This is a genomic window from Sphingobium sp. HDIP04 (genome assembly GCF_000445085.1).
Classification (GTDB): Bacteria; Pseudomonadota; Alphaproteobacteria; order Sphingomonadales; family Sphingomonadaceae; genus Sphingobium; species Sphingobium indicum.
In genome coordinates, this window is sequence record NZ_ATDO01000055.1 from 1 (window position 1) to 21,217 (window position 21,217).

The 21,217-nt window shown below is 66.6% G+C and carries 11 protein-coding genes; 4 read left to right on the top strand and 7 right to left on the bottom strand.

Annotated features, from left to right (window positions below):
- Nucleotides 1-360 (top strand): GcrA family cell cycle regulator (locus tag L286_RS29315; RefSeq protein ID WP_021223135.1); only part of this gene is annotated, 360 nt, incomplete at its 5' end.
- Between the two features lie 80 nt (nucleotides 361-440).
- Here the strand turns inward: L286_RS29315 and L286_RS29320 are convergent.
- A complete protein-coding gene (locus tag L286_RS29320) occupies nucleotides 441-866 on the bottom strand; it encodes an organic hydroperoxide resistance protein (protein WP_020821163.1) in 426 nt (141 codons plus the stop codon).
- A 134-nt stretch (nucleotides 867-1,000) separates the two neighbouring features.
- Between L286_RS29320 and L286_RS29325 the strand changes: the two genes are divergently transcribed.
- The 3 genes from L286_RS29325 to L286_RS29335 all read left to right on the top strand — a co-directional run bounded on the left by L286_RS29325 (nucleotide 1,001) and on the right by L286_RS29335 (nucleotide 4,751).
- A complete protein-coding gene (locus L286_RS29325) occupies nucleotides 1,001-1,438 on the top strand; it encodes a MarR family winged helix-turn-helix transcriptional regulator (protein ID WP_020821162.1) in 438 nt (145 codons plus the stop codon).
- A 61-nt stretch (nucleotides 1,439-1,499) separates the two neighbouring features.
- Nucleotides 1,500-3,476: a DNA topoisomerase IV subunit B gene (gene parE / locus L286_RS29330; RefSeq protein WP_020821161.1), complete on the top strand. Its 1,977-nt coding sequence runs from the start codon at nucleotides 1,500-1,502 to the stop codon at nucleotides 3,474-3,476.
- Between the two features lie 216 nt (nucleotides 3,477-3,692).
- Nucleotides 3,693-4,751: a transglutaminase-like cysteine peptidase gene (locus L286_RS29335; protein WP_020821160.1), complete on the top strand. Its 1,059-nt coding sequence runs from the start codon at nucleotides 3,693-3,695 to the stop codon at nucleotides 4,749-4,751.
- Nucleotides 4,752-5,046: 295 nt separating this feature from the next.
- Here the strand turns inward: L286_RS29335 and L286_RS29340 are convergent, their stop codons facing one another.
- The 6 genes from L286_RS29340 to L286_RS29365 all read right to left on the bottom strand — a co-directional run bounded on the left by L286_RS29340 (nucleotide 5,047) and on the right by L286_RS29365 (nucleotide 20,518).
- Nucleotides 5,047-6,321: an HlyD family type I secretion periplasmic adaptor subunit gene (locus L286_RS29340; protein ID WP_020821159.1), complete on the bottom strand. Its 1,275-nt coding sequence runs from the start codon at nucleotides 6,319-6,321 to the stop codon at nucleotides 5,047-5,049.
- A complete protein-coding gene (locus L286_RS29345) occupies nucleotides 6,318-7,277 on the bottom strand; it encodes a cell wall hydrolase (protein WP_020821158.1) in 960 nt (319 codons plus the stop codon). The genes L286_RS29340 and L286_RS29345 overlap by 4 nt, the downstream gene beginning before the upstream one ends.
- Before the next feature lie 128 nt (nucleotides 7,278-7,405).
- Nucleotides 7,406-9,565 (bottom strand): type I secretion system permease/ATPase, encoded by a 2,160-nt coding sequence (locus tag L286_RS29350; RefSeq protein WP_020821157.1) that lies wholly within the window; start codon nucleotides 9,563-9,565, stop codon nucleotides 7,406-7,408.
- Between the two features lie 53 nt (nucleotides 9,566-9,618).
- The gene (locus tag L286_RS29355; RefSeq protein ID WP_020821156.1) at nucleotides 9,619-11,013 is read right to left on the bottom strand and encodes a TolC family protein; all 1,395 of its coding nucleotides are present in this window, start codon (nucleotides 11,011-11,013) and stop codon (nucleotides 9,619-9,621) included.
- A gap of 12 nt (nucleotides 11,014-11,025) precedes the next feature.
- Complete coding sequence (locus L286_RS29360) at nucleotides 11,026-11,682, bottom strand: OmpA family protein (protein ID WP_233431869.1); 657 nt, start codon at nucleotides 11,680-11,682, stop codon at nucleotides 11,026-11,028.
- Between the two features lie 88 nt (nucleotides 11,683-11,770).
- Entirely contained in the window at nucleotides 11,771-20,518 is an 8,748-nt protein-coding gene (locus L286_RS29365; RefSeq protein ID WP_020821155.1) for an Ig-like domain-containing protein, read from the bottom strand.
- Between the last annotated feature and the right edge of the window lie 699 nt (nucleotides 20,519-21,217).

Here is a 21,217-nt window from a genome sequence, read left to right on the forward strand (position 1 = left end):
GCGGAAGCGCCCGCCGCGCCGCAGCCGCGCATCATCTCCGTGGGGCCTGGCGGCTTCCTGCGTCAGGGGCCGGGCGACCAGCAGGCGCCGATCCCCCCTGCCCCGCCGCGCCGCCTGGTTCCCGCCAAGCCCAGCCCGGACATTGCGGGCAAGACGTCGCTGCTGGACCTGACCGAGCGCATCTGCAAATGGCCGATGGGCCATCCGGGCGAGCCGGATTTCCATTTCTGCGGCGAAGCGGTGAACCCCGGCTTCCCCTATTGCGTCGAACATTGCGGCCGCGCCTATCAGGCGCAGTTGCCGCGCGGCACGCGCCGTCCGCCGCCGCCCCTGCCCTTCGGCGGGCCGCGGGTTCGCTGATTGCCCGGCATGAAAAAAGGGCCGCTCCAGTCAGGAGCGGCCCTTTTTCATTGGCCCCGCGCCGGGATGGGGCACCCGCATCAGACGATGGTCAGCCCGACGTCGAGGTTATTGCGCGTGGCGTTGGAATAGGGGCAGATCTGGTGCGCCGCCTCGACCAGCCTTTCCGCGTCGGCGCGCTCCACGCCCGGCAGGCTGATTTCCAGGTCGGCGGTGATGCCGAAGCCGCCCGCTGAGCGCGGGCCGATCCCGACCGTCGCGGTGACGCTGACATCCTGCGGCACGCGGATCTTCAACTGGCCGCCCGCGACCTTCAGCGCGCCGATGAAACAGGCCGAATAGCCCGATGCGAAAAGCTGTTCGGGGTTGGTGCCGTCGCCGCCGGGGCCGCCCAGTTCCTTGGGGGTGGACAGCTTCACGGCGAAACGGCCGTCTTCCGTGCGGGCTTCGCCGTCGCGGCCGCCGGTGGCCGTGGCGCGGGTGACATATTTCGCATCGATGGACATGGGCTTGCTCCTTTATATTCTGCGATAATGTTTATCGCGATAAATATCGAATAAGCGAGTCGCGCCCTCTTGTCCAGCATTTATTTATCGCGATATATATTTCCATGCCATGGAACCGGCAAAGGAGACACCTCATGCCCGCCGCCCTGCCTTTGGACGATCAACTCTGCTTCTCGCTCTATGCCGCCAGCATGGCCATCGGCCGCGCCTACAAGCCGATGCTGGACCGGCTGGGCATCACCTATCCGCAATATCTGGTGCTGCATGCCCTGTGGGAGCAGGACGGCCGCACCATCGGCCAGATCGCGGAGCGGCTGTCGCTCGAATCCAGCACGGTGACGCCGCTGGTCAAACGGCTGGAGGCGGGCGGCTTCCTGACCCGCGCCCGCAGCGCGACGGACGAGCGGCGCGTGGACGTGCGCCTGACGGAGCGGGGCGCGGCGATGCGGGAGGAATGCGGATGCCTGGGCGAGGCGCTGCTGGAACGGTCGGGCATGGACGGGGCGCAACTGGCCGACCTCAACGGGCGGGTGAAGCAATTATGGGGGGCGTTGCGCGATCCTCTGCCCTGACCTCCCTGCCATGACGAACGCGCGCTTGCGCCCGCCGCCCGCCTGCTTATAGCTTGCGTCCATGTCCGAAGACCTGTTCGCCGCCAATTCCTCCACCGCCCCGCAATATGACGCCTCCGCCATCGAAGTGCTGGAGGGGCTGGAGCCGGTGCGCCGCCGCCCCGGCATGTATATCGGCGGCACGGACGAGCGGGCGCTGCACCATCTGGCCAGCGAAGTGCTGGACAACAGCATGGATGAGGCGGTGGCGGGCCATGCCACGCGGATCGAGGTGCTGCTGGAGCCGGACAACAGGCTGACCATCACCGACAATGGCCGGGGCATCCCGGTCGATCCGCACCCCAAATTCCCGGGCAAGTCGGCGCTGGAGGTGATCCTGACCACGCTGCATTCGGGCGGCAAGTTCAGCGACAAGGCCTATGCGACGTCGGGCGGCCTGCACGGCGTCGGCATCAGCGTGGTGAACGCGCTGTCGATCAGCACGGTGGTCGAGGTGGCGCGCAACAAGGAATTGTTCCGCCAGAGCTTTACCCAGGGCCTGCCGAGCAGCGACCTTCAGAAGGTCGGCGCGGCGCCCAACCGGCGCGGCACGTCGGTCAGCTTCATTCCCGACACGGAGATTTTCGGGGAGCAGAAGTTCAAGCCGTCCCGCCTCTACCGGTTGGCGCGGTCCAAGGCCTATCTGTTCGCGGGCGTGGAAATCCGGTGGAAATGCGCGCCGGAACTGATCGCCGACGAGACCCCGGCGGAGGCTGTGTTCCAGTTTCCCGGCGGGCTGGCGGATCATCTGAAGGAACAGGTGGGCGACCGGGAATGCGCGACGAGCGCCTTCTTCTCCGGATCGCAGGATTTTCCCGACGCGGCGGGTCGGGTGGAATGGGCGGTGGCGTGGCCGCTCTGGTCGGACGGCTCCTATAGCTGGTATTGCAACACCATCCCCACGCCCGACGGCGGCACGCATGAGACCGGCCTGCGCGCCGCTTTGGTGAAGGGCATCCGCGCCTTTGGCGATCTGGTGGGGCAGAAGAAGGCGAAGGACATCACCGCCGACGACATCGTGACCTCTTCGGAGATCATGCTGTCGGTCTTCATCCGCGACCCGCAGTTCCAGAGCCAGACGAAGGACCGGCTGACCAGTCCGGAGGCGGCGCGGCTGGTCGAAAATGCGGTGCGCGACCATTTCGACCATTATCTGTCCGACCATATGGAGCGCGGCAAGGCGCTGCTCGCCTATGTGCTCGACCGGATGGACGAGCGGCTGAAGCGCAAGCAGGAGAAGGAGGTCAAGCGCAAGACCGCGACCAATTCGCGCAAGCTGCGCCTGCCGGGCAAGCTGACCGACTGTTCCAACGACGATCCGGAAGGGGCGGAGATTTTCCTGGTCGAGGGGGATTCGGCGGGCGGCTCCGCCAAGCAGGCGCGGGACCGCAAGACCCAGGCGATCCTGCCCCTGCGCGGCAAGATATTGAACGTGGCATCCGCCAATACCGCCAAGATCCTGGCCAATCAGGAGATTGCCGACATGATCCTGGCGCTGGGCTGCGGCACGCGCAAGGACTGCAATCCCGACAATCTGCGCTACGAACGCATCGTCATCATGACCGACGCCGATGTCGACGGAGCGCATATCGCGACGCTGCTGATGACCTTCTTCTTCCAGGAGATGCCGGAACTCGTGCGGCGGGGGCACCTCTATCTGGCGCAGCCGCCGCTCTATCGGCTGGTGGCGGGGGGCAAGAGCCTCTACGCCAGGGACGACGCGCATCGCGAGGAAATCCTGGCAAAGGAGTTCAAGGGCAAGAAGGTGGAGGTCAGCCGCTTCAAGGGGCTGGGCGAGATGAATCCCGGCCAGTTGCGCGAAACGACGATGGACCCTAAGACGCGCAGCCTGATCCGCGTAACGCTGCCCGACGATATCGAGGACCGGCAGCAGGTGCGCGAACTGGTCGAGCGGCTGATGGGCACCAATCCGGCGCATCGCTTTGCCTTCATTCAGGAGAATGCGGCGAATGTGGATGAGGAAAGCATCGACGCCTGAGAAGCGATTTACTTGAAAATCGCGGCGGCCGGATTTCGCGATCTACTTGAAAATCGCGACGACCGGATTTCGCGATTTACTCGAAAATCGCGGCGGCCGGATTTCGCGGTTTGACTGAAATGGCCCGGCAAAAAACTGCCGGCAATTTTTTGCCTACCGGCGCGTTAACCAGCGCGGGGCACCTGATGTTCAAATTTCGGCGCGATACCGGCAAGCATGTCAGGCTTCGCCCCGTCCTGTTGCACGGCCCCTTGCCGCACCGCGCTTCGCGCCGCCCCTGCCCTGCTGCTGGCAATCGCGAGCGGCCATGCCTTGGCTCAGGCTCCGCTGGCGGCGTTCCCGGACGCTTTCGGTCATAGCCGCGCCTATACGCCCGCCGAACGCATTTCCGCCAATCTCCTCGCCGGCGGCATGAGCCGTCTGGCGGCGATCAGCGCGCAGCAGGGCGGCGCGGCCAGTCCCGCGCCCTGGGCGACGCAACCGGCCGTTCCGGACGCTATCGTCAACGAAAGGCGCATCGGCGACTTCAGCGGCAAATTGCCCGGCTGGCGGTTGCAGGGCGTCCAGCTTTCCGTGGTGAGCTATCGCCAGCCGGAACTGGTGCCGGGCTTCATGCGGGGATTTTTGTCGGCGCCGACGGCTGCCGCTGTTCCGCAGGCGAGCGCCTTCGTCATGCCGGTTCGCCAGGTTCCCCCGCTTTCGGGCCAGGTCATGCCGCCGCGCAACGGCCAACCCGATGTGTTCGGATCGGTCGCCATGCCGATTTCCCGGACGCTGCTGGACGGCAAATGGGCCTCCGTTTCGGCGACGCTGCCCGGCAAGGGCGTGTGGAGCAGCATGTTGAACGCGGCGCGAGGATCGGCGGCGCAGCAGCAGGTCGAGATGATCAATAGCTGGGTCAACGGGCGGCTGCGCTTCGTGGACGACCGGCAGGGCGGCGACAATTGGGCGTCGGCGGCGCGGACGCTGCAAAACGGCGTCGGCGATTGCGAGGACTATGCCATCGCCAAGATGAAGCTGCTGGAGGCGGCCGGTTTCGACCGGCATGCGATGTTCCTGGTGATCGCCCGCGATCTGGTGCGGCAGGCGGACCATGCCGTGCTGGCGGTGCGGATCGGCGGGGAATTGATGATCCTGGACAATATGACCGACCGGGTGCTGCCTTCGTCCAGCGTTGGGGACTATCGGCCGATCATGAGCTTCAACGCCTTTGGGCGGTGGACCCATGGCTATCGGGTGACCACGCCCGCGAAGGTGCAGTTCGCGGCGCGGTGAGCGAGTCCTGGGTGGCGGGGCAAATTCGGGATGGTGGGGATGGGCATCCCATGACATTCCCCTCCCGTAAACGGGAGGGGCTAGGGGTGGGTGCGACCCCGGACTTGATCCGGGGGAGCTTCTGACCTAGCCGTTGCAAAACAACGCAGATGTTGCGCCGGCCCACCCCCTAACCCCCTCCCGCCTGCGGGAGGGGGAATGACGGCTAACCACCAAAATTACACGGAATTTTTCCACGCTCCTAGTTAATCGCGCTCCTGCCTGCACGTGAGCACAATTCCCATGGCGTGAAGGCTTACCGCTCCCGCAGCGCTTCTGAGCGCGCCTTCATGATGGGTTTCAGCAGATAGGCCAGCACCGACTTGCGGCCGGTCAGTATCTCCACGTCGCACACCATGCCGGGCGTGATCGGCAGCTTGTGCGCGCCCGTACCCAGCCAGGCGCGGTCCGTTTCCACGACCACGGTGAAATAGGCTTCGCGGGTCGCTTCGTCATAGACGCTGTCGGCGGAAACCTGCTGCACCGTGCCGGTCAGGCCGCCATAGATGGAGAAATCATAGGCCGTCACCTTCACCACGGCCCGGTCGCCGGTCTTGATGAAGGCGATGTCGTTGGGCTTCACCCGCGCCTCCACCAGCAGTTTGTCGCCGACGGGGACGATCTGCATGATCTTCTGACCCGGACTGACATAGCCGCCGATGGTCGTCACCTGCACGTCGTTCACCACGCCGTCGACGGGCGAGCGGATCTCCGCCCGCTGCGCCCGTCCCTTTGCGCCCCGAAGAGACTCGCTGTTGACGGCGATCTTCGCCTCCAACTGGCTACGCTCGTTGAGCGCGTCCTGACGGAACTGGTAATTCGCCTCCGACTGCTGCGCCTGCGCCTCGCGGATGGCGGCGGCGGCGCGGGAGGCCTGCTGCTGCGCGGCGTTCAGGCGGCCCTGCGCGTCCACCAGATCGCGACGGGCATCCAGCAATTCGGTCTGCGGGATGATCGATTTGGCGGCGAGCGGCTCCAGCATCGCCACCCGCTGGCGCGCCAGTTGTACGCTGCCGTCCAGGCTGTCGATGGTCGCCTGCGCCTCGCCCAGTTCGCGGCGGCGCTGGTCGACCTGGGCCGACAGCGCGTCCTGCTTGCTGCGCAGCGCCGACTGGCGGACGGCGGCGAGCGCCTGTTCCTGCGCGCATTCCGGCCCGCCGGTCGTACAGGCCGCGCCCTCGCCCGTGCCCTCCCGCTCCAGACGCCCGGCGCGGGCGGTCAGGGATCTCGTCTCCGCCTGAAGCTGGCCCAGTTCGGACGCCAGCATCGCATCGTCCAGCCGCACCAGAAGCTGGCCCTTGCTCACCTTCTGGCCGGATCGGACCAATATTTCCTCGATGGTGGTGGGTTCGGCGGACTGGATGACCTGCGCCTTGCTGGACGGGATCACCCTGCCCTGCCCGTGCGTCACCTCGTCCACCGGCGCGAGGCTGGCCCACATCAGGAAGACCAGCATGCCGCCGCCGCTGTAGAGAATGACCTGCTTGTTGCCCGGTTGTCCCCGCAGCCAGCCTATCCAGCGCGAAATCATGGTTGCACCCCTTGGAGATGATGGTCGTCCGCCGCCAGTGTGACCGGCGCGGCTTTTTGCTGGCGGGCGAGCATGTCGCTCAGCGCGCCGCCGCCTGTCGAAGGATCGGGGATGGAGAGTTTCCAGCCTTTGGTCGGGTCCATGCGGCCGCCCACGTCATTGGCCGCCCGCCGTTCGGGCAGGGCCGCGACCGGCGGATAGTCGATGGCCGGTTCGGCCGCCCTGGCGAAGCGCGACGGGTCGAAGGCGGGAATATGCTCGCCGCCCGCATAGCGGCCGGTGAACGCGCCGGGCATGCCCCAGCCGCCCGGCCAGCGGTAGAAGATATGCGCGCCGATCTGCGCCAGCTTCGCCAGATGCGGCGCCCAGCGCGGGAAGACATAGTCGGCATGATAATGGGTCGCGGTGCCGACTTCCTTCTCGACCCGGCCGGTCAGCGCGTCGGCGGCGATCCGCCTGGCCCGGTTCCAGAGGTCGGGCAGCGGACGGCGCGCCAGCGATCCGTCGCAGACGAAGCTGAACTGGCAGACCGAGGCGTCGAAGCGCTGGTAGACGACGCCGCACACCGTCTTGGCGAAGGCGGGATGGCGGACGCGGTTCAGCACCACCTGCGCGACGGCGCGCTGGCCGCTTTCGGGTTCGCGGGCGGCTTCATAATAGACGGCCTGCGTCAGGCATTGGAGGGCGCGATCATGGTCCTCGCCCACGGCCGCGAGGGCGCGGAAGGGCTTGGCCGCGCCGGTCGCGCCAGAGAAGCCGAGGCGCTGGTTTTCCTCGCGGGCCCGATCTCCCTCCAATGCGCCGCCTTCCGCCGCCGGGGCGGCTTGCTCCGTCATCTGGACCAGCGCCAGATATTGGCGGGGAATGGCGGGGGCGGATTCCACGATCTTAGCCTGAATGGCGGGCTGGGGTTGGTCGTGGTGCCACAAAACCGTCGCCGCGAAGGCTGCCGTCATCACAAGTCCTACGCCCATGATCGACGCACGCCGTACTCCTGCGAAAGCAGGAGTCCAGTTCCGCCGTCCGACCTGGGCTCCTGCCTTCGCAGGAGCACGTTGTGTTGAATGGGCAGGCCGTACTGCGCTCATTGCCCTGCCCCCCGCTGGAGCTGGCCGATGATCTCGTCACGCGGGCCGTCGGCCAGCACGACGCCCTGATCGATCACGATCAGCCGGTCCACGATCCGCAGCAGCGCATGGCGGTGGGTCGACACGATCAGCGTCTGGTCCGGCTCCAGCGCCTTTTCCAGATGGTCGATGAAGAGATTTTCGGTCTGGTTGTCCATCGCGCCGGTCGGCTCGTCCAGGAAGAGCAACTTCGCCGGTTCCACCAGCGCCCGCGCCATGACCAGGAAGCTGCGCTGCCCGCCCGAAAGGCGACTGCCGCGCTCCCCGATATGCAGGTCGAAACCCGCCGCGTCGCGCCCGAAGAAGCGGGACGCGCCCGACCGTTCCAGCGCCTCCAGCAGCTTTTCTTCGCTGGCTTCGCGAGCGCCGAGCAGCAGATTCTCCCGCACCGAACCGCTGAACAATTCGGCGTCCTGTCCGACATAGCGGAAGGCGGAGCGCAGTTCATGCGGATGATATTGGCGGCTGTCCACGTCATCGACGGTAAGCAGGCCCCCGGTGGGAGGATAGAGGCCGCAGATCACCCGGCCCAGCGTCGACTTGCCGGACGCGACGCGGCCGATGATGCCGATGCGCTCGCCCGGCTCGATGCGCAGGTCGATGCCCTTCAGGCTGGGCTGGCTGGCGCCCGGATAGGCGAATTCCAGGCCCTGCGCGACGATGGCGCCCTTGCGGATCCTGGGGATGATGCCCCGCGCCCCGTCCAGCCGCTCGTCGGGCTGGTCGATCAGCGTCTGGAGGCTGTCCAGCGTCGTCATCGCCTGCCGCGCCCGCACGATGACGAAGGCAAGCTGCCCCACCGGAGCGAGCGAACGCCCGGCCAGCATGACGATGGCGATGATCGCGCCCATCGAAATGTCGCCCGCCGCGAACATGTAGAAGCCGCCGATGACCAGCGCGATGCTCGTCACCTGTTGGCATAGCGCCGCCAGCGTGACGCTCTTGGAGGAGAGCCTGCGCAGCTTTTCCTGCGTGGCCGCGCTCATCCGGGCGTAGCGGCGCCAGCGTTCCAGCATCCGCCCCTCGGCGCGGCAGGCCTTCAGCGTCTCTATGCCGCCGATCGCTTCGACCAGCGCCGCGCTTTGCAGGCTGGAATCGGCCTGCGCGTCGCGGGACAGGCGGGCCATCGACCGTTGCAGGAACCAGCCCGCGCTCGCCATGATCGCCATCATGACGACTGGCACGATGGCCAGCCAGCCCCCCAGCAAAGCGATGATGGCGACGAAGAAGAAGAGGAAGGCGATGTCCACCACCAGCACCACCGTGGTGGAGGTGAAGAATTCGCGCACGGATTCGAATTCCGAAACCCGCCGCGCCAGCGCGCCGGTGCTGCCGGAACGGGCGGAAAGCGGCGTGTTCAGCACCTTTTCGAACAGGCGTTGCGACAGGCGTTCGTCGATTTCGCGACCGGCCTCGTCCACCAGTCTTGAACGCGCGATGCGCAGCGCGAAGTCGAGGCTGAAGGCCAGCATCACGCCGACGCCCAGCACCCACAGGCTGGAGGCCGCCTTGTTCGGAATGATCCGGTCATAGACGTTCATCGTGAACAGCGGCAGCGCGAAGGCGAGCAGGTTGATGATCGCCGCGGCCAGCATCACATAGCCGAAGCCGCCGCGGGCGCGCCACACTTCGCGCCAGAACCAGTGCTGGCGGGCGCGTTCGTCCCAGGGGCGTTCCTCCGCTCGTTCGCGGCCATGGTCGGCCATGACGACCAGCGCCTCGCCGGTGAAATAGCCCTCCAGATCGCTGAGCGGCGCCCAGACGGCCTCCTGCGCGTGCGGAAGCTGGACCAGCGCGTCGCCGCCCTTGATGTCCATGAGCAGCAGGAAGCGCCCGCCACGCAGCGGCAGGATGGCGGGCAGGTTGCCCGGCCGCCATTTGTCCAGCCGGCCCCGGACATGATCGCTCAAGAGGCCGATCTGGTCGAGCGCGGATTCCGCCTGATGAAAGGGCAGCCGCCCGGATTCATCGACGGCAAGCCCCGCGCGAAGGCTGACGATCCCCGGCGAGCGGTCGAAATGCCGCGCCGCATGGGCGATGCTTTCGACCAGCTCGTCGCCGGGCGCGCCCTGATGGTCCAGCCATTCGGCCAGACTGAGTGTGCTTCGTTCCAACATTGTTTACCCCGCGCCATCCCGGCTTCCGCCGGGATGACCCCCAATAATGAAACTCAGCCCGGATAGCGCCGCCGCTGCAATTCGGCGGGCGGCAGATCAGGGACATTATAGGTCTTCCGCGCTTCCGCCTTAGCGTCCGAAGGCGCGGCGAGACCCAGCGTGTCCAGCAGCGTGTTGGTGGCCGCCAGGATCTGATATTGCGCGAAAATCTCCGAGAAGCGGGCCGTTTCCGTCCGCACCTGCGTGTTGAAGCGGGTGTTCTGGCTGTCCAGCACGTCCAGCAGCGAACGCCGCCCGACATTGAACTGCTCGCGATAGGAGACGAGCAGCCCGTCGGACACCGTGCCCTGACGCGACAGGTCGGTCACGCGCTTCTTTTCCGTGTCCCAGCGGTTCCAGGCGGTGCGGACATCCTCCTCCGCCTCGCGCAGGCGCTGGCTGAGGCGGAAGCGCGCTTCGCTGGCACGGCGGGTCATTTCCTGGACCTTCGCCCGGTTGATGCCGCCATTATAGAGCTGCCAGCGCACGACCACCCGGCCCTGAACGTCGTTGGTGCTGCCCCGGAAGCCGTCCACATCCTCACCGATGCGGCCCGTTCCTTCCAGCGAGACCGTCGGCCCAAGCTCCGACTTCGCCTCGTCCACGACGGCGTGCGCCGCCTGGATGTCGGCTTCCGCCTCGCGCACCAGCGGATTGTGGGTGCGGGCAGCGGCGATGGCTTCATCCAGCGTCGGCGGCACGGCGCTCGTCACCGGATCGGGCATCACCACCTGATCGATGGACAGGCCGGTCAGCGTGCGGAAGGAAATGGCCGCATTGGTCATGTCCTGCTCCGCCTCGCTCTTGCGGACGAGGGCGGCTTGCAGCCTTTCCTCCGCCTGCTGCTGGTCGGCGATGCTGATCGAACCCTTGGAGACACCCTCGCCCAGATCGCCCAGCAGCTTGCGGTGGAAGGCGATATTGTCCTCCGCCGCCGCGACGACCCGCTGCTGGAGCATATAGTCCAGATATTGGCGAGTGACGTTCAGCGCCACGAATTGCGAGCGTTCGCCCACGCGCAGGGCAGCGCCATCGGTGCGGGCCGCCTGCCGCCGCTTTTCAGCGCTGCGATAGCCGGAATCCCAGACGGTCTGTTCCGCCCGGACGCTGGCTTCCAGCGGCCAGAGCGTCTGGTCGTCCAGGTTCAGCGCGCGGCGGGTGGCGTTTTCCAGGCGGCGGACGCCCGCCGACCCTTCGACGCTGACCCGGGGCAGATAGAGGCCCTTTGCCTGTTCGCGTTCGAATTCGATGGCCTGCTTGTTCTGGATCGCCTGGTTGATCTCCGGATGGCTGTCGATCGCCGCGGCGATGGCGCTCTTGAGATCCGTGGTCTGGGCCCAGCCCGTCGAAACCATGGCCGCCGCACAAAGGGCGATCAGGCTGCCGCATGTCTTGCGCATGATAGTCATGCCTTCCTCCCCTTAATTCGCGCTGGCGGTGATTTCGACCCGACGGTTCATCGGTTCGCGCACACCATCGGCGGTTTCGATCTTCAATTGGGTTTCGCCCAGGCCGGTGACGGTGATGGCGTCGGCGGACACGCCGCCCTGGCTCATCAGGCTGGCGACATTGCGCGCCCGGCGCAGCGACAGGCCGTCATTATAGCGGTTGCTGCCCGACGTGTCGGTATAGCCGGTGACGCCGAAGCGGGTCCAACCGCATTGCGCCGCCGTCTGCGTCAGCGTGGAGATGGTGCTGACGCCTTCGGGAAGCGGCGTATCCATGTTCCAGTCGAAGAAGATTGACACCGCCGGCGCCGTGCAGTCCAGCGCGGGTGGGGCTGAAGCTGCCGGCACCGGCGGCGGTGGCGGCGCCGAAAGGCGGGCCACAAAGTCGTCGCACTTGTTGATGCTGTCCGCATCCTTCGTGCCGGATTTGATGAAGCCGATGGCGATGCCGCACTGGTTCTTCGCCTCGACCGCGTAGGTCCAGCGGCTGTCCTGCGCGGCGCGCACGCTGGCGTCGCCAACGGCCTTGACCGCCGTGTCGTACCGGCTGGTCAGCGCGTCCCGCAATTCGGACTTGCCCAGTTGCAGCAAGGGCGAAGCAGGCGCCGCCCAGGCCGCTGTCGTCAGCATGACGGTCGCCAACCCGGCGGCCGCAGCCTTTCCAACTGCATTTCGCATATTCACTCTCCCCAAAATTCCCCGCGAGAAAATCGAATTGTCAGGCATGGGCGACCGCCATCGCTTCATGCGCGACCATCGCCGCTTCGAAGATGGCCGTGGCCGCCGCCAGATGCCCGCTGTCCACCGCATCGCCCGCGACCGGGTTCAGCAGGATGGGCGCCGCGGCATGCTCGCCACCCGGCAGGGCGGCCAGCAGCGCGTCGATGTTCGGCGCGTCATGGGCGCCCAGCGCTTCCTTCACGACATCGGCGGCGTTCGCTGCCGGAACTGCCTGCTGCGCGGCCAGGACCGCCGCCGCATTGCCGTCGAAGGCAGGAGGCAGGTCGATGGACTGGGCCAGCAGACCCTGATGACCGCTGAGGTCGGGCTGAGGCGCATCGGCCGTTTCGGCGGTCGAGACATGCGCATCGCCATCGGACAGGGTGGCATGGTCGGGCGCGGCCTCTTCAGCGGCGTGGCCGGTCGGCGCAGGCTGCTCATGGGTCGCCTGATCGTCGTTTGCGGCGAACGTAGTGGGCGCGCTTTCCTGCGTGGCGGCAGGCTCGGCCTCGACCGTGGCGGCCGGGGCGGTTTCCGTGACCGGCGCGGCGCTTTCGGTCGTGGTCGGCGCGGGTTGCTGTTCGGCCGGGGCCTCGGCCGCGCCTGCCACGGCGACCAGGCTGGCCGCGACCAGCGCCTGGTTGAAGCCGCTGGCGGTGCTTTCCGTCTTGCTGACGTCGCTTTCCTTGGCTCCCGTGGCGAACATGACGTCGCCGATGGTTCCCTTGGTGCCGTCGGTGCGGGTGAAGCTCGCTTCGCCCAGCACGGTGACGTCGCCATTGGCGGCGGCATAACCCTTGCCGTCGGCCGTCAGTTCGATGGAGGCGATGCCAAAATCGGCCAGCGACTTGAACTCGCCCGCATCGACCGCGCCATTGCCGTTCGCGTCCTGCCACACGCCGAATTCGGCGAATGCGGCATCCCTGGCATCGAACACGCCGTCGCCGTTGCTGTCATAGGCAAGGCGCAGACCCTCCAGGTCGCTCGCCGCATTGGGAGCGTCGTCCGCGAAGACGATGTCGTAGCCGGAACCCGTCACATGGGCGAGCAGCCCGTCGTCGGAGGAGACCCAGGCGGTCGCGACCTCGCCCTGGCCATAGTCGTGGGTCACGCCCGCCGACAGGCCGACGAATTCCAGCCCGTCGCCGTCCAGGTCGATGGCGACGGGGGGAACAGGCGCACCACCCTTGAAAGTCAGATCGATCGTCGTCGCGGCAGTCGAGCTGCTGACGACATCGCCATCCTTGTCCGTGACCGTGACCGCGAAGCTCAATATCTGGTCGTCGGGAATGACCTGCTTCGTCACGCTGAAGTTCTCGACGCGCGCCTGGTCCTTGTCGGCATAGTCGAAACGGACGACCATATGATCGAAGTCCAGCGAGGGATCGATATTCACATGCGCGATACCGCTCGCGTCCTTCGTCACCGTCAAGGTTCCGGACTGAAGCGCCGGGGCGCCGCCCGCCGGAGTGCTGCCGTTATAGGTGGACCAGCTTATCGTCACCGTCGACGTGTTCGGCTGGAAATTGACGTCGAAACCCAGCGATGCCGATTTCGGGCTGCTGAACAGGAAACCTTCATTGTCGTTGACGAGGTTGTTCGCGACGCCGAAGCCGTTGCCCGACGGGTTAATCGTCGATCCGTCGTTGGTGAACTGCTGAGCCGTCGTGGTTCCGTTGGCGAAAGACACGCCGTCGAAAATCTGACCGCCCGGCAAAGTGACCGTCGTATAATTGCCCGACGCGATATTGGTGAAGCTGAGCGGCGTTTCCACGACCGGCCGCGTCTCCAGCACATTGACGGTATAGTCGCCGGTCGTCTGGTCGATGCTGACGGTGAAATAGGGATGACCGTTGACGCTGGCGGTCACGGTTCCGGTGCCATCGCCCGAATAGGTGATGCCGGCAATGTTCGTGAGATGGGTCAGCGTGATGCTGCCGGCCTGATCCGCGCCATAGCTGAAACCGATGTGATTGCCGCTATAGGTTTGGACCGCATTGTTGACCGACAGGTCGGCGACGGAAGTCAGGGTCGGCGCATCATCCTTGAAGCTGATGGTCTGGCCGAAATTGATCTGCTGGCTCACCATGTCGCCGTCGCCATCCACCGCCGTCGCGGAGAGGGTGATCAGGCTGCCCACATCAAGGCCGATGGCTTGGTCGGGGCCGGTGTCGGGCGTATGCAGCACGGCGCGCTGCTGATCCAGCGTCACCGCGCCGAGCGCATCGACGGTCAGTTGGAAAACGACCGCCCCCCCGGCCGCATTGCCCGGACTGGTGCCTTCGCGGCCCACGACCTTGCCCGATTCCACGAACAGGTAAACGATATTGCCGGTGGCGGTATCGACGAGATTGGTGGCCGCGCCCTGTGCGCTGACGCCGAGCGAATAGCTGAGCGATCCCTTGCCGTCGGCGCCGTAAAGCGCCGTGAAATTGCCTGCGAAGTTGGCCGTGGCGTCGAGCGCCAGATTGCTTTCGTCGACAACCAGCGAACCCGCGGCAGGCAAGGTCGCCGTCACCGCCGGGCTGTCGTCGTCGATGGTGACGCTGATCGTCCCGCTGGCGCTTTCATTCTCGGCATCCGTCACGGTCACCGCGACGGTGAAGGACTGGTCGTCCTCGCTCGCCGGATCGCTGTGCTTGACGGGCGCGAGAAGTTCGAAGCGATAGGCGCCGCTGGCCACGTCGGTGATCTGCAGCGTGAAGACATTGTCCCCCGTCACCGCATCCTTGCCGGTCAGCATGTGGCTCGTGCCGTCCCATACCGTCTGGATCACATGGTTGGACAAGGTCCGCAGGCCCGTGTCGGCCACCGCGCCCAGCACGATATTGCCGGGGCCGTCATTGCCGAAGTTGAGTCCTGCCAGCGTCCCTGTCTTCACGATGTCCGCGCCGTCCACGTCGCCCGTCACCGGCTGGGTCACGCCGTTGGCGAGACCGTCCTCATCGACCGTGAAGGCCGCCGCCGCCGTGCCGATCGACGGCCCCGTGTCGGTCAGCAGGACCGAGAAGGTAGCCGAGGAAGCGTCCCCGTCGCCATCCTTGATGGTGTAGGTGAACGTCTCGCCGATGGAGGCGTAAGGCGCCGCGATATTGTGGTGCGACGTGTAGACGAGGTTGCCGCCGACTATGGAGATGGTGCCGCCCAGATTGCCGGGGCCGATCGCGATGGCGGGCGAGCCGGGGCCGTCCGCGCCGAAGACGTCATTGCCGAGCAGCCCGGCGACCGTGCCGACGACCACTCCATTCGCATTGTCGTCGACGATGGCCAACTGGCCGTCATTGACCGCTTGCGGCACGTCGTCCGAAACGGACAGGTTGACCGTCGCGGTGGCGCTGTCGCCGTCCTGATCGGACGCGACGACGCCGACGCTGCCCAGGGCGACGCTGTCGTCCAGGGCGATGTTCGGATGACTGTCGTAATTGTCGAGCAGCGTTGCCGTCACCTGCACATTGCCGCTTAGGCCCGCGCCGATGGAGGCGGGCGCCGTCAGCGTCAGCGCGACGATCTTGACGCCCGTGCCGACCGGGCCGTCCCAGCCCTCGATCAGCGTGTCGCTGACGCGGTCCCAGGTCAGGCCGCCGCCCAGAGCGGACAGGTCCGTGGCGAAGGCGAAGCCGGTCAGGGCGTCCGATCCGGCCGTGAAGCTGACGTTATCCTGCGCGAAATCCGGATTGCCGGCGCTGGTGCCGCCCGCCAGATTCTGGTCGTCCAGCGCCAGGCTGATCGGGTCGCCAGCGGTGGGGTTAACCCCGTCCGTGACCGTGATCGGCTGCACGGCGGTCGACTGGTCCCCGTCGCCGTCGGTGATGACGTAGGAGAAGCCCGCGCTGACGCCGCTGGCATTGTTGAGGTTGGTCGACGGGTTGAAGGTCCACGCGCCCGCCGCCGTGAAGGTATAGGCGCCGAAGGCCCCGCTGACGTTGGTCGTGCCCACCGCGTTGATCGCCGTCGTGACGCCGCCGATGGTGACGGAGGTCAGGGTCGCGCCGTCCGCGCCGGGCGTGTCGTTGGTCAGGACGTTGCCGCCGATGTCGGCGCCATCCTCCGCCACGCTCAGGCCAGCGTCGTCCGCCGCGGTCGGGACATCGTCCACCACGTCGATGGTGATCGTGCCGTTGGCGATATTGCCGGAGCCGTCGACCGCCTGATAGGTGAAGACCTCCGCGCCCGCGAATGTCAGCGGACCGTCATTCGCCGTCGGGCCGTCCACCGGCGAGGTCAGCGTGTAGGTGTAGCTGCCATTGGCGTTCAACTGAAGCTGGCCGTGGCTGCCGGTGGCGGAACTGGTCAGCGTGTAGCTGACCGCGCCCGCGACGTTGAGCTGGCCGGTCGCGGTTTCGGTGGGCTGGCCCGGCGCGCTGCCCGTGACGCTGCCCGCCGCGATGTCCGATCCGGTGATGCCGGTGTCCAGCGCGGCTTCGAAAACGGTCTTGGTCTGATTGTCCGGGGCCAGCGCGACATTGGCGACGTCGATGGTCAGCGTCGTGGTCGCCAGGTCGCCGTCCGCGTCGCGGATGGTGTAGACGAACATGTCCTGCTGATCGGCCGAGATGGCGTTGGGCGTCGCGTCATAGCGATAGCTGCCGTCGGCGAAGAGCGTCAGCGTGCCGTAATCGCCCGCGACCGCCGTGCCGACCTGGCCGCTGACGGGGCTGGACGGATCGCTGCCCTTGGCCACGCCGACCACGCCCGGCGCATAGCCGTCCGCGCCCGGCTGGTCATTGTCGAGCACGCCGTCGACTGCCGCGACGATCAGCGAGCCGCCCTCGCTCACCGAACCGCTGTCGGCCGCCGCGATGGGCGCGTCGTCCAGCACGGTCACGTTGATCGTGTCGGCTGGAGAGACGTCGCCGTCGCTGTCGGTCACGCGCACACCGAAGGCGTCGCCCGCCTTGGGGTCGGCCGCGCCGCTGATGCCGTCGCCGTCGCTGGTGACATTGTCGGGATGGGTCGGGTCGTTGACCGCCAGGGTGTAGCTGTAGCTGTAATGCCCCGCCCCGTCCGAGGTCACGGTCAGCGCGCCCGCAGCGCCCGCGACGACCACCGGCGTTCCCGCCGTCGCGCCGGTCACGTCGACCCAGGCGCCGTTCTTGTCCTGCACCTCGACCTTGGTCAGCGCGTCGCCGCCGGTCGCGATGGTCATGGAGCCGGTCGCGGTCTCGCTGTTCCCGGCCTGCTGCGTGCCGCCGGGCAGGCCCGCTTCGGACACGGTCATGTCGGTGACGCTGACGGTCGGCGTCGAATCCTGGAGCAGGTTGATCGTCACCGTGGCGGTGGACTTGTCGCCGTCGCCGTCGGTGATCGTGTAGGTGAAGCTGTCGCTGCCCTCCGCGCCCGCATTGGGGGTGTAGAGGAAGACGCCATTGCCCTGATAGACGACGGTGCCCTTGGCCGCGCCGCTCTCCAGCGCCACGCCGCTGGCGAGGTTGACGCCGTCCGCCCCGGCCACGTCATTGGCGAAGACGTCGATCGTCACCGCCGCATTTTCGGTAAGCTGGCCCGCGACGTCGTTCACCGCCGTGGGCACATCGTCGACCACCCGAATGTCCAGGCTGGCGCTGTCGGTCGACCCGTCCGTGTCGGTGACGACGACCGCGAAACTGTCCGTCAGGCTGCCGTCATTGACGCCGCTGTGCAGCAGCGTGTTGTCAGTGAGGACATAGCTGTAGCTGACGGTTCCGCCGATCACGTCGCCGTCCGCGCCCAGCGTCGGCGTGAAGCCGGTGATGCTGAGCGTGCCATAGGCGTTGGCGATGGTGACGCCGCCGATGAAGCCGCCCGCGCCGAAGATCGGCTGGCCGCCGACCGTGACGGTCGCCACGCCGTCCGGCGCGGACAGGGTGAAGCCGCCCGTCTGGGTCAGCGCCGCCGCATTTTCCGAACTGCCGCCCGGCAGGTCGTTTTCGAAGACGGTTTCCTCCGCCCCTTCGCCGTCCAGGCCGTTGATGGTGACGCCATCGTCGCTGCCCTGGATGGTGATGGTGATGGTCGCGGTGCGCGCATCGCCGTCGCCGTCGGTCAGCGTGTAGGTGAAGGTCTCGGTCAGGGTCTCGGTCTTGTCCAGGCCCTGGACCACGCCATTTTCATTATCCAGCGTATAGGCGTAGCTGCCGTTCGCCTGGATCACGAGCGATCCGTACAGCCCGGCCAGCGGTGCGCCGACGGTTCCGGCCGTCGCGCCGAAGGCGATGGCGCTGACCTGCGCGCCGTCGGCGCCCTGCACGTCGGCATTGCCGTCGGTGCCGTTGGCGTCGCTGCCGCCCGAGCCGGTGATGACGTTGCCGTCGGCCACCAGCGGGCCGTCCTCGCCCACCGAGTCCGTGTCGTTCGTCGCGGTCGGCACGTCGTCCAGGATGGTGATGGTCAGCGTGTCGGTCGCCGTGTCGCCGTCCACGTCGGTGACGGTGACGACGAAGCTGTCCGTCACGTCGTCGCCGTTCGTGTTGGTCGTCAGTTCATAGGTGTAGTCGATCTGGCCTTCGTTAAGGCCGGTGATCGTCAATATGCCCTTGTCGGTGGCGATGGTCGTTCCGATGACGACCGGCTGGCCGTTGATCGTCACGGTCGCCGGGCCGTCCGGCGCGGTGTAGGTGATGGTGCCGTCCGTCGTGTCGACGCCGCTGCCCGCATTGGACCCCATCGGGTTGACCAGGCCGGATTCGTCGACGATCGTGCCTTCGCCCACCTTCGGGATGGAGATGATCATGACATTGCTGTTCGCGATGTCGATCCGCAGCGTGGCGGTGGAGGTGTCGCCGTCGCCGTCGCGCAGCGTGTAGCTGAAGCTGTCGCTCACCCCGCCCGGCGTTCCGGCCGCGCGGACATAGACATAGCTGCCGTCGGCGTTCAGCGTCAGCGTGCCGTAAGCGCCCTCGAACGTGCCGGTGGTCGACACGACCGCGCCGTCCGCGCCCTTGACGTCGGCGCCCGCCGCGCCGGAGACGGTGCCCGCCCCGGTGATGACATTGCCGGTTTCCGGGCCATAGGTGCCTGCGGCAACGCCGTCGACATCATTGTTGGCGGTCGGCACGTCGTCCACGATCCGCACGTCGACCGAGGCGTTGGCGGCCGACCCGTTGCGGTCGGTCGCCACCACGGCGAAGCTCTGCAAGATGCTGTCCGCGCCCGCCGCGCCATGGCCCAGGCTGTTGTCGGTCAGCACGAAGCTGTAGGTGAAGGTTCCCGCTATGGGCACGCCGCCCTGCGTGGCGGTGGCGGTGAAGCCGGTGATGGTCAGCGTGCCGACCGGCGTCGTCACCACCTGCCCCGCGACGAAGGCGCCGTTCGCCAGCACCGACACGCCGCCGACGGTGACGCTCGACAGGCCGTCAGGGCCGTTGACGCCGAAGGAGCCGGTCTTGGTGAGGCCAGCCGCATCGGGCGAGCTGCCGTCCGACAGGTCGTTTTCCAGCAGCACGACTTCGGCGCCCTCGATCCCCGGCGCGCCGTTCAGGCCGGTGATGGTGACGCCGTCGTCCGCGCCGTTGATGGTGATGGTCAGCGTCGCCGTGGAGGTGTCGCCATCGGCATCGGTGATCGTGTAGCTGAAGCTGTCGGTCAGCGTCTGGCCGGGCACCAGGAACTGCACCGCCGCATTGCCGTTGGCCAGCGTGTAGCTGTAGGCGCCCGACGCGGCCAGCGTCAGCGTGCCGTAGCTGCCCTGGAAGCTGCCGGTGGTCGACACCACCGCGCCGTCCGCGCCCTGCACGTCGGCGACGCCGTCGGTCGCGTTCGCGTCGCTGCCGCCGCTGCCGGTCAGGACATTGCCGTCCGCGACCAGCGGGCCGTCCTCGGTCACGCTGTCGGCGTCGTTGACGGCGGTGGGCGCGTCATCCGCGATGGAGATGGTCAGGGTGGCGCTCGCCTGGTCGCCATCGCTGTCGGTGACGACGACGGTAAAGACTTCCGCAGGCGGCGCGCCGACCACATTGTCGCTCAGCACATAGCTGTAGCCGATGGCGGAAGGCGTGATCGAGGTGATGGTGAGGACGCCAAGCGGCGTCGTGACCGTCTGGCCGACCGTGGCGATCGCAACGCCGTTGATGGTGACGCCCGCCAGCCCGTCGGTGGCGGTGATGGCGATGGTGCCCGTGGTGCGCTCGCTATCGCTGGCGGCCGCCGAACCGGCAGGCTCGCTGCCGCGCGCAGGAAGGCCAGCTTCGCTCACCCCGGCCGTGGCGGCGGTGGCGCCGGCCGGCTGATTGGGGGTGATAATGGTGACCGCCGGTTCTTCATCATCCTGCGGCGCGATCGGCAGGATTTCCCGCGTTTCGGGCTGGGTGAACAGCAATTCGGTGGGCGGCAGCAGGTCGCCCAGGCCATGGGGATCGCCCACATTGCCGTCCGGGCCGATGAAATTGCCGCCGGAGCTGCGCGGCGGACCGGCGGCGGGCTGCGGCTCCTCCCCGATCAGCAGGGCCGCCAGGTTGACGGAGGGAATTTCGACGTCGCCCACGACCAGGCGCGGCATGACCACCGCGCCGTCCAGGATCACCATGTCGGTGCCGTCGGGCAGGTGGACGATCAGATTGCGTCCCGAAACCTCGATCTGGTTGATGTCGGTTCCGGCGGGCAGCACGACGGTGCCGTCGGGATTGGGCGCGACCGTCCGCACGACGTCCGCATGATGCATCTTGCCGGGATGGACCGCCTTGCCCTTCGCCTCCAGGGCGGCCGCTTCCGGATGAAGGGCCTGCTGATGGTCGACGGTGCCTTTGCTATCCCAATCGCGCTCGAAATCCATTGTCCATCCCACCTGTCGCCATGGGGGCATGGAAGGAGCGCGCAAAAGGCCTTGCCCCGAATGCATGTGCACGCGGACCTGTGCCTTCACCGACATTGCGGCAATCAGCGGATCAGCTATTGCCCCTAGTCACGTTCTCCCGCCGGCACGATCTCTTTTGCCAAGATCGACTGCCGCCCCGGATTAACCATCTGCTTTTGTGTTTTTACTGACCCGATAGCTGATCTTATTCGCCGCGCTGCTAAATGAGTCACGCAGAATCAAGTTTTGTTAACCATTTTAATGCGATAGACCCGAAAAAATAACTTAAGGATTATTACGAAGGATATAGTTTCGGAAATTCCGATATATCCTTGCACCTATGTTCAATTGGGATTTGGTTAACAAACAAGGCTTACGGCATATGCGACTCGGACGAGTCGACTGCCTGCCGGTTCATCCGAACCGCGTCGATGGAAATGAAATGCGACAAGAGGCATGGGGAAACGGGCGACCGGCTTGTTCAGCCAGCCGCCCGTCCGAATTGCGACCCATAGGCTTATCGTGCGGAGCCGTGCTTTCCTTTCCCCGGCTTCGTCCGGCCAGCCTGCGACCGGCGATAAGCTATGGAAAATCAACCCCCTCCGACGAGAATCACGAATAACCGCCGCATTATTTTAATCAATTGTCCCGACGACTTATATCCAAGGTTAATTTTTC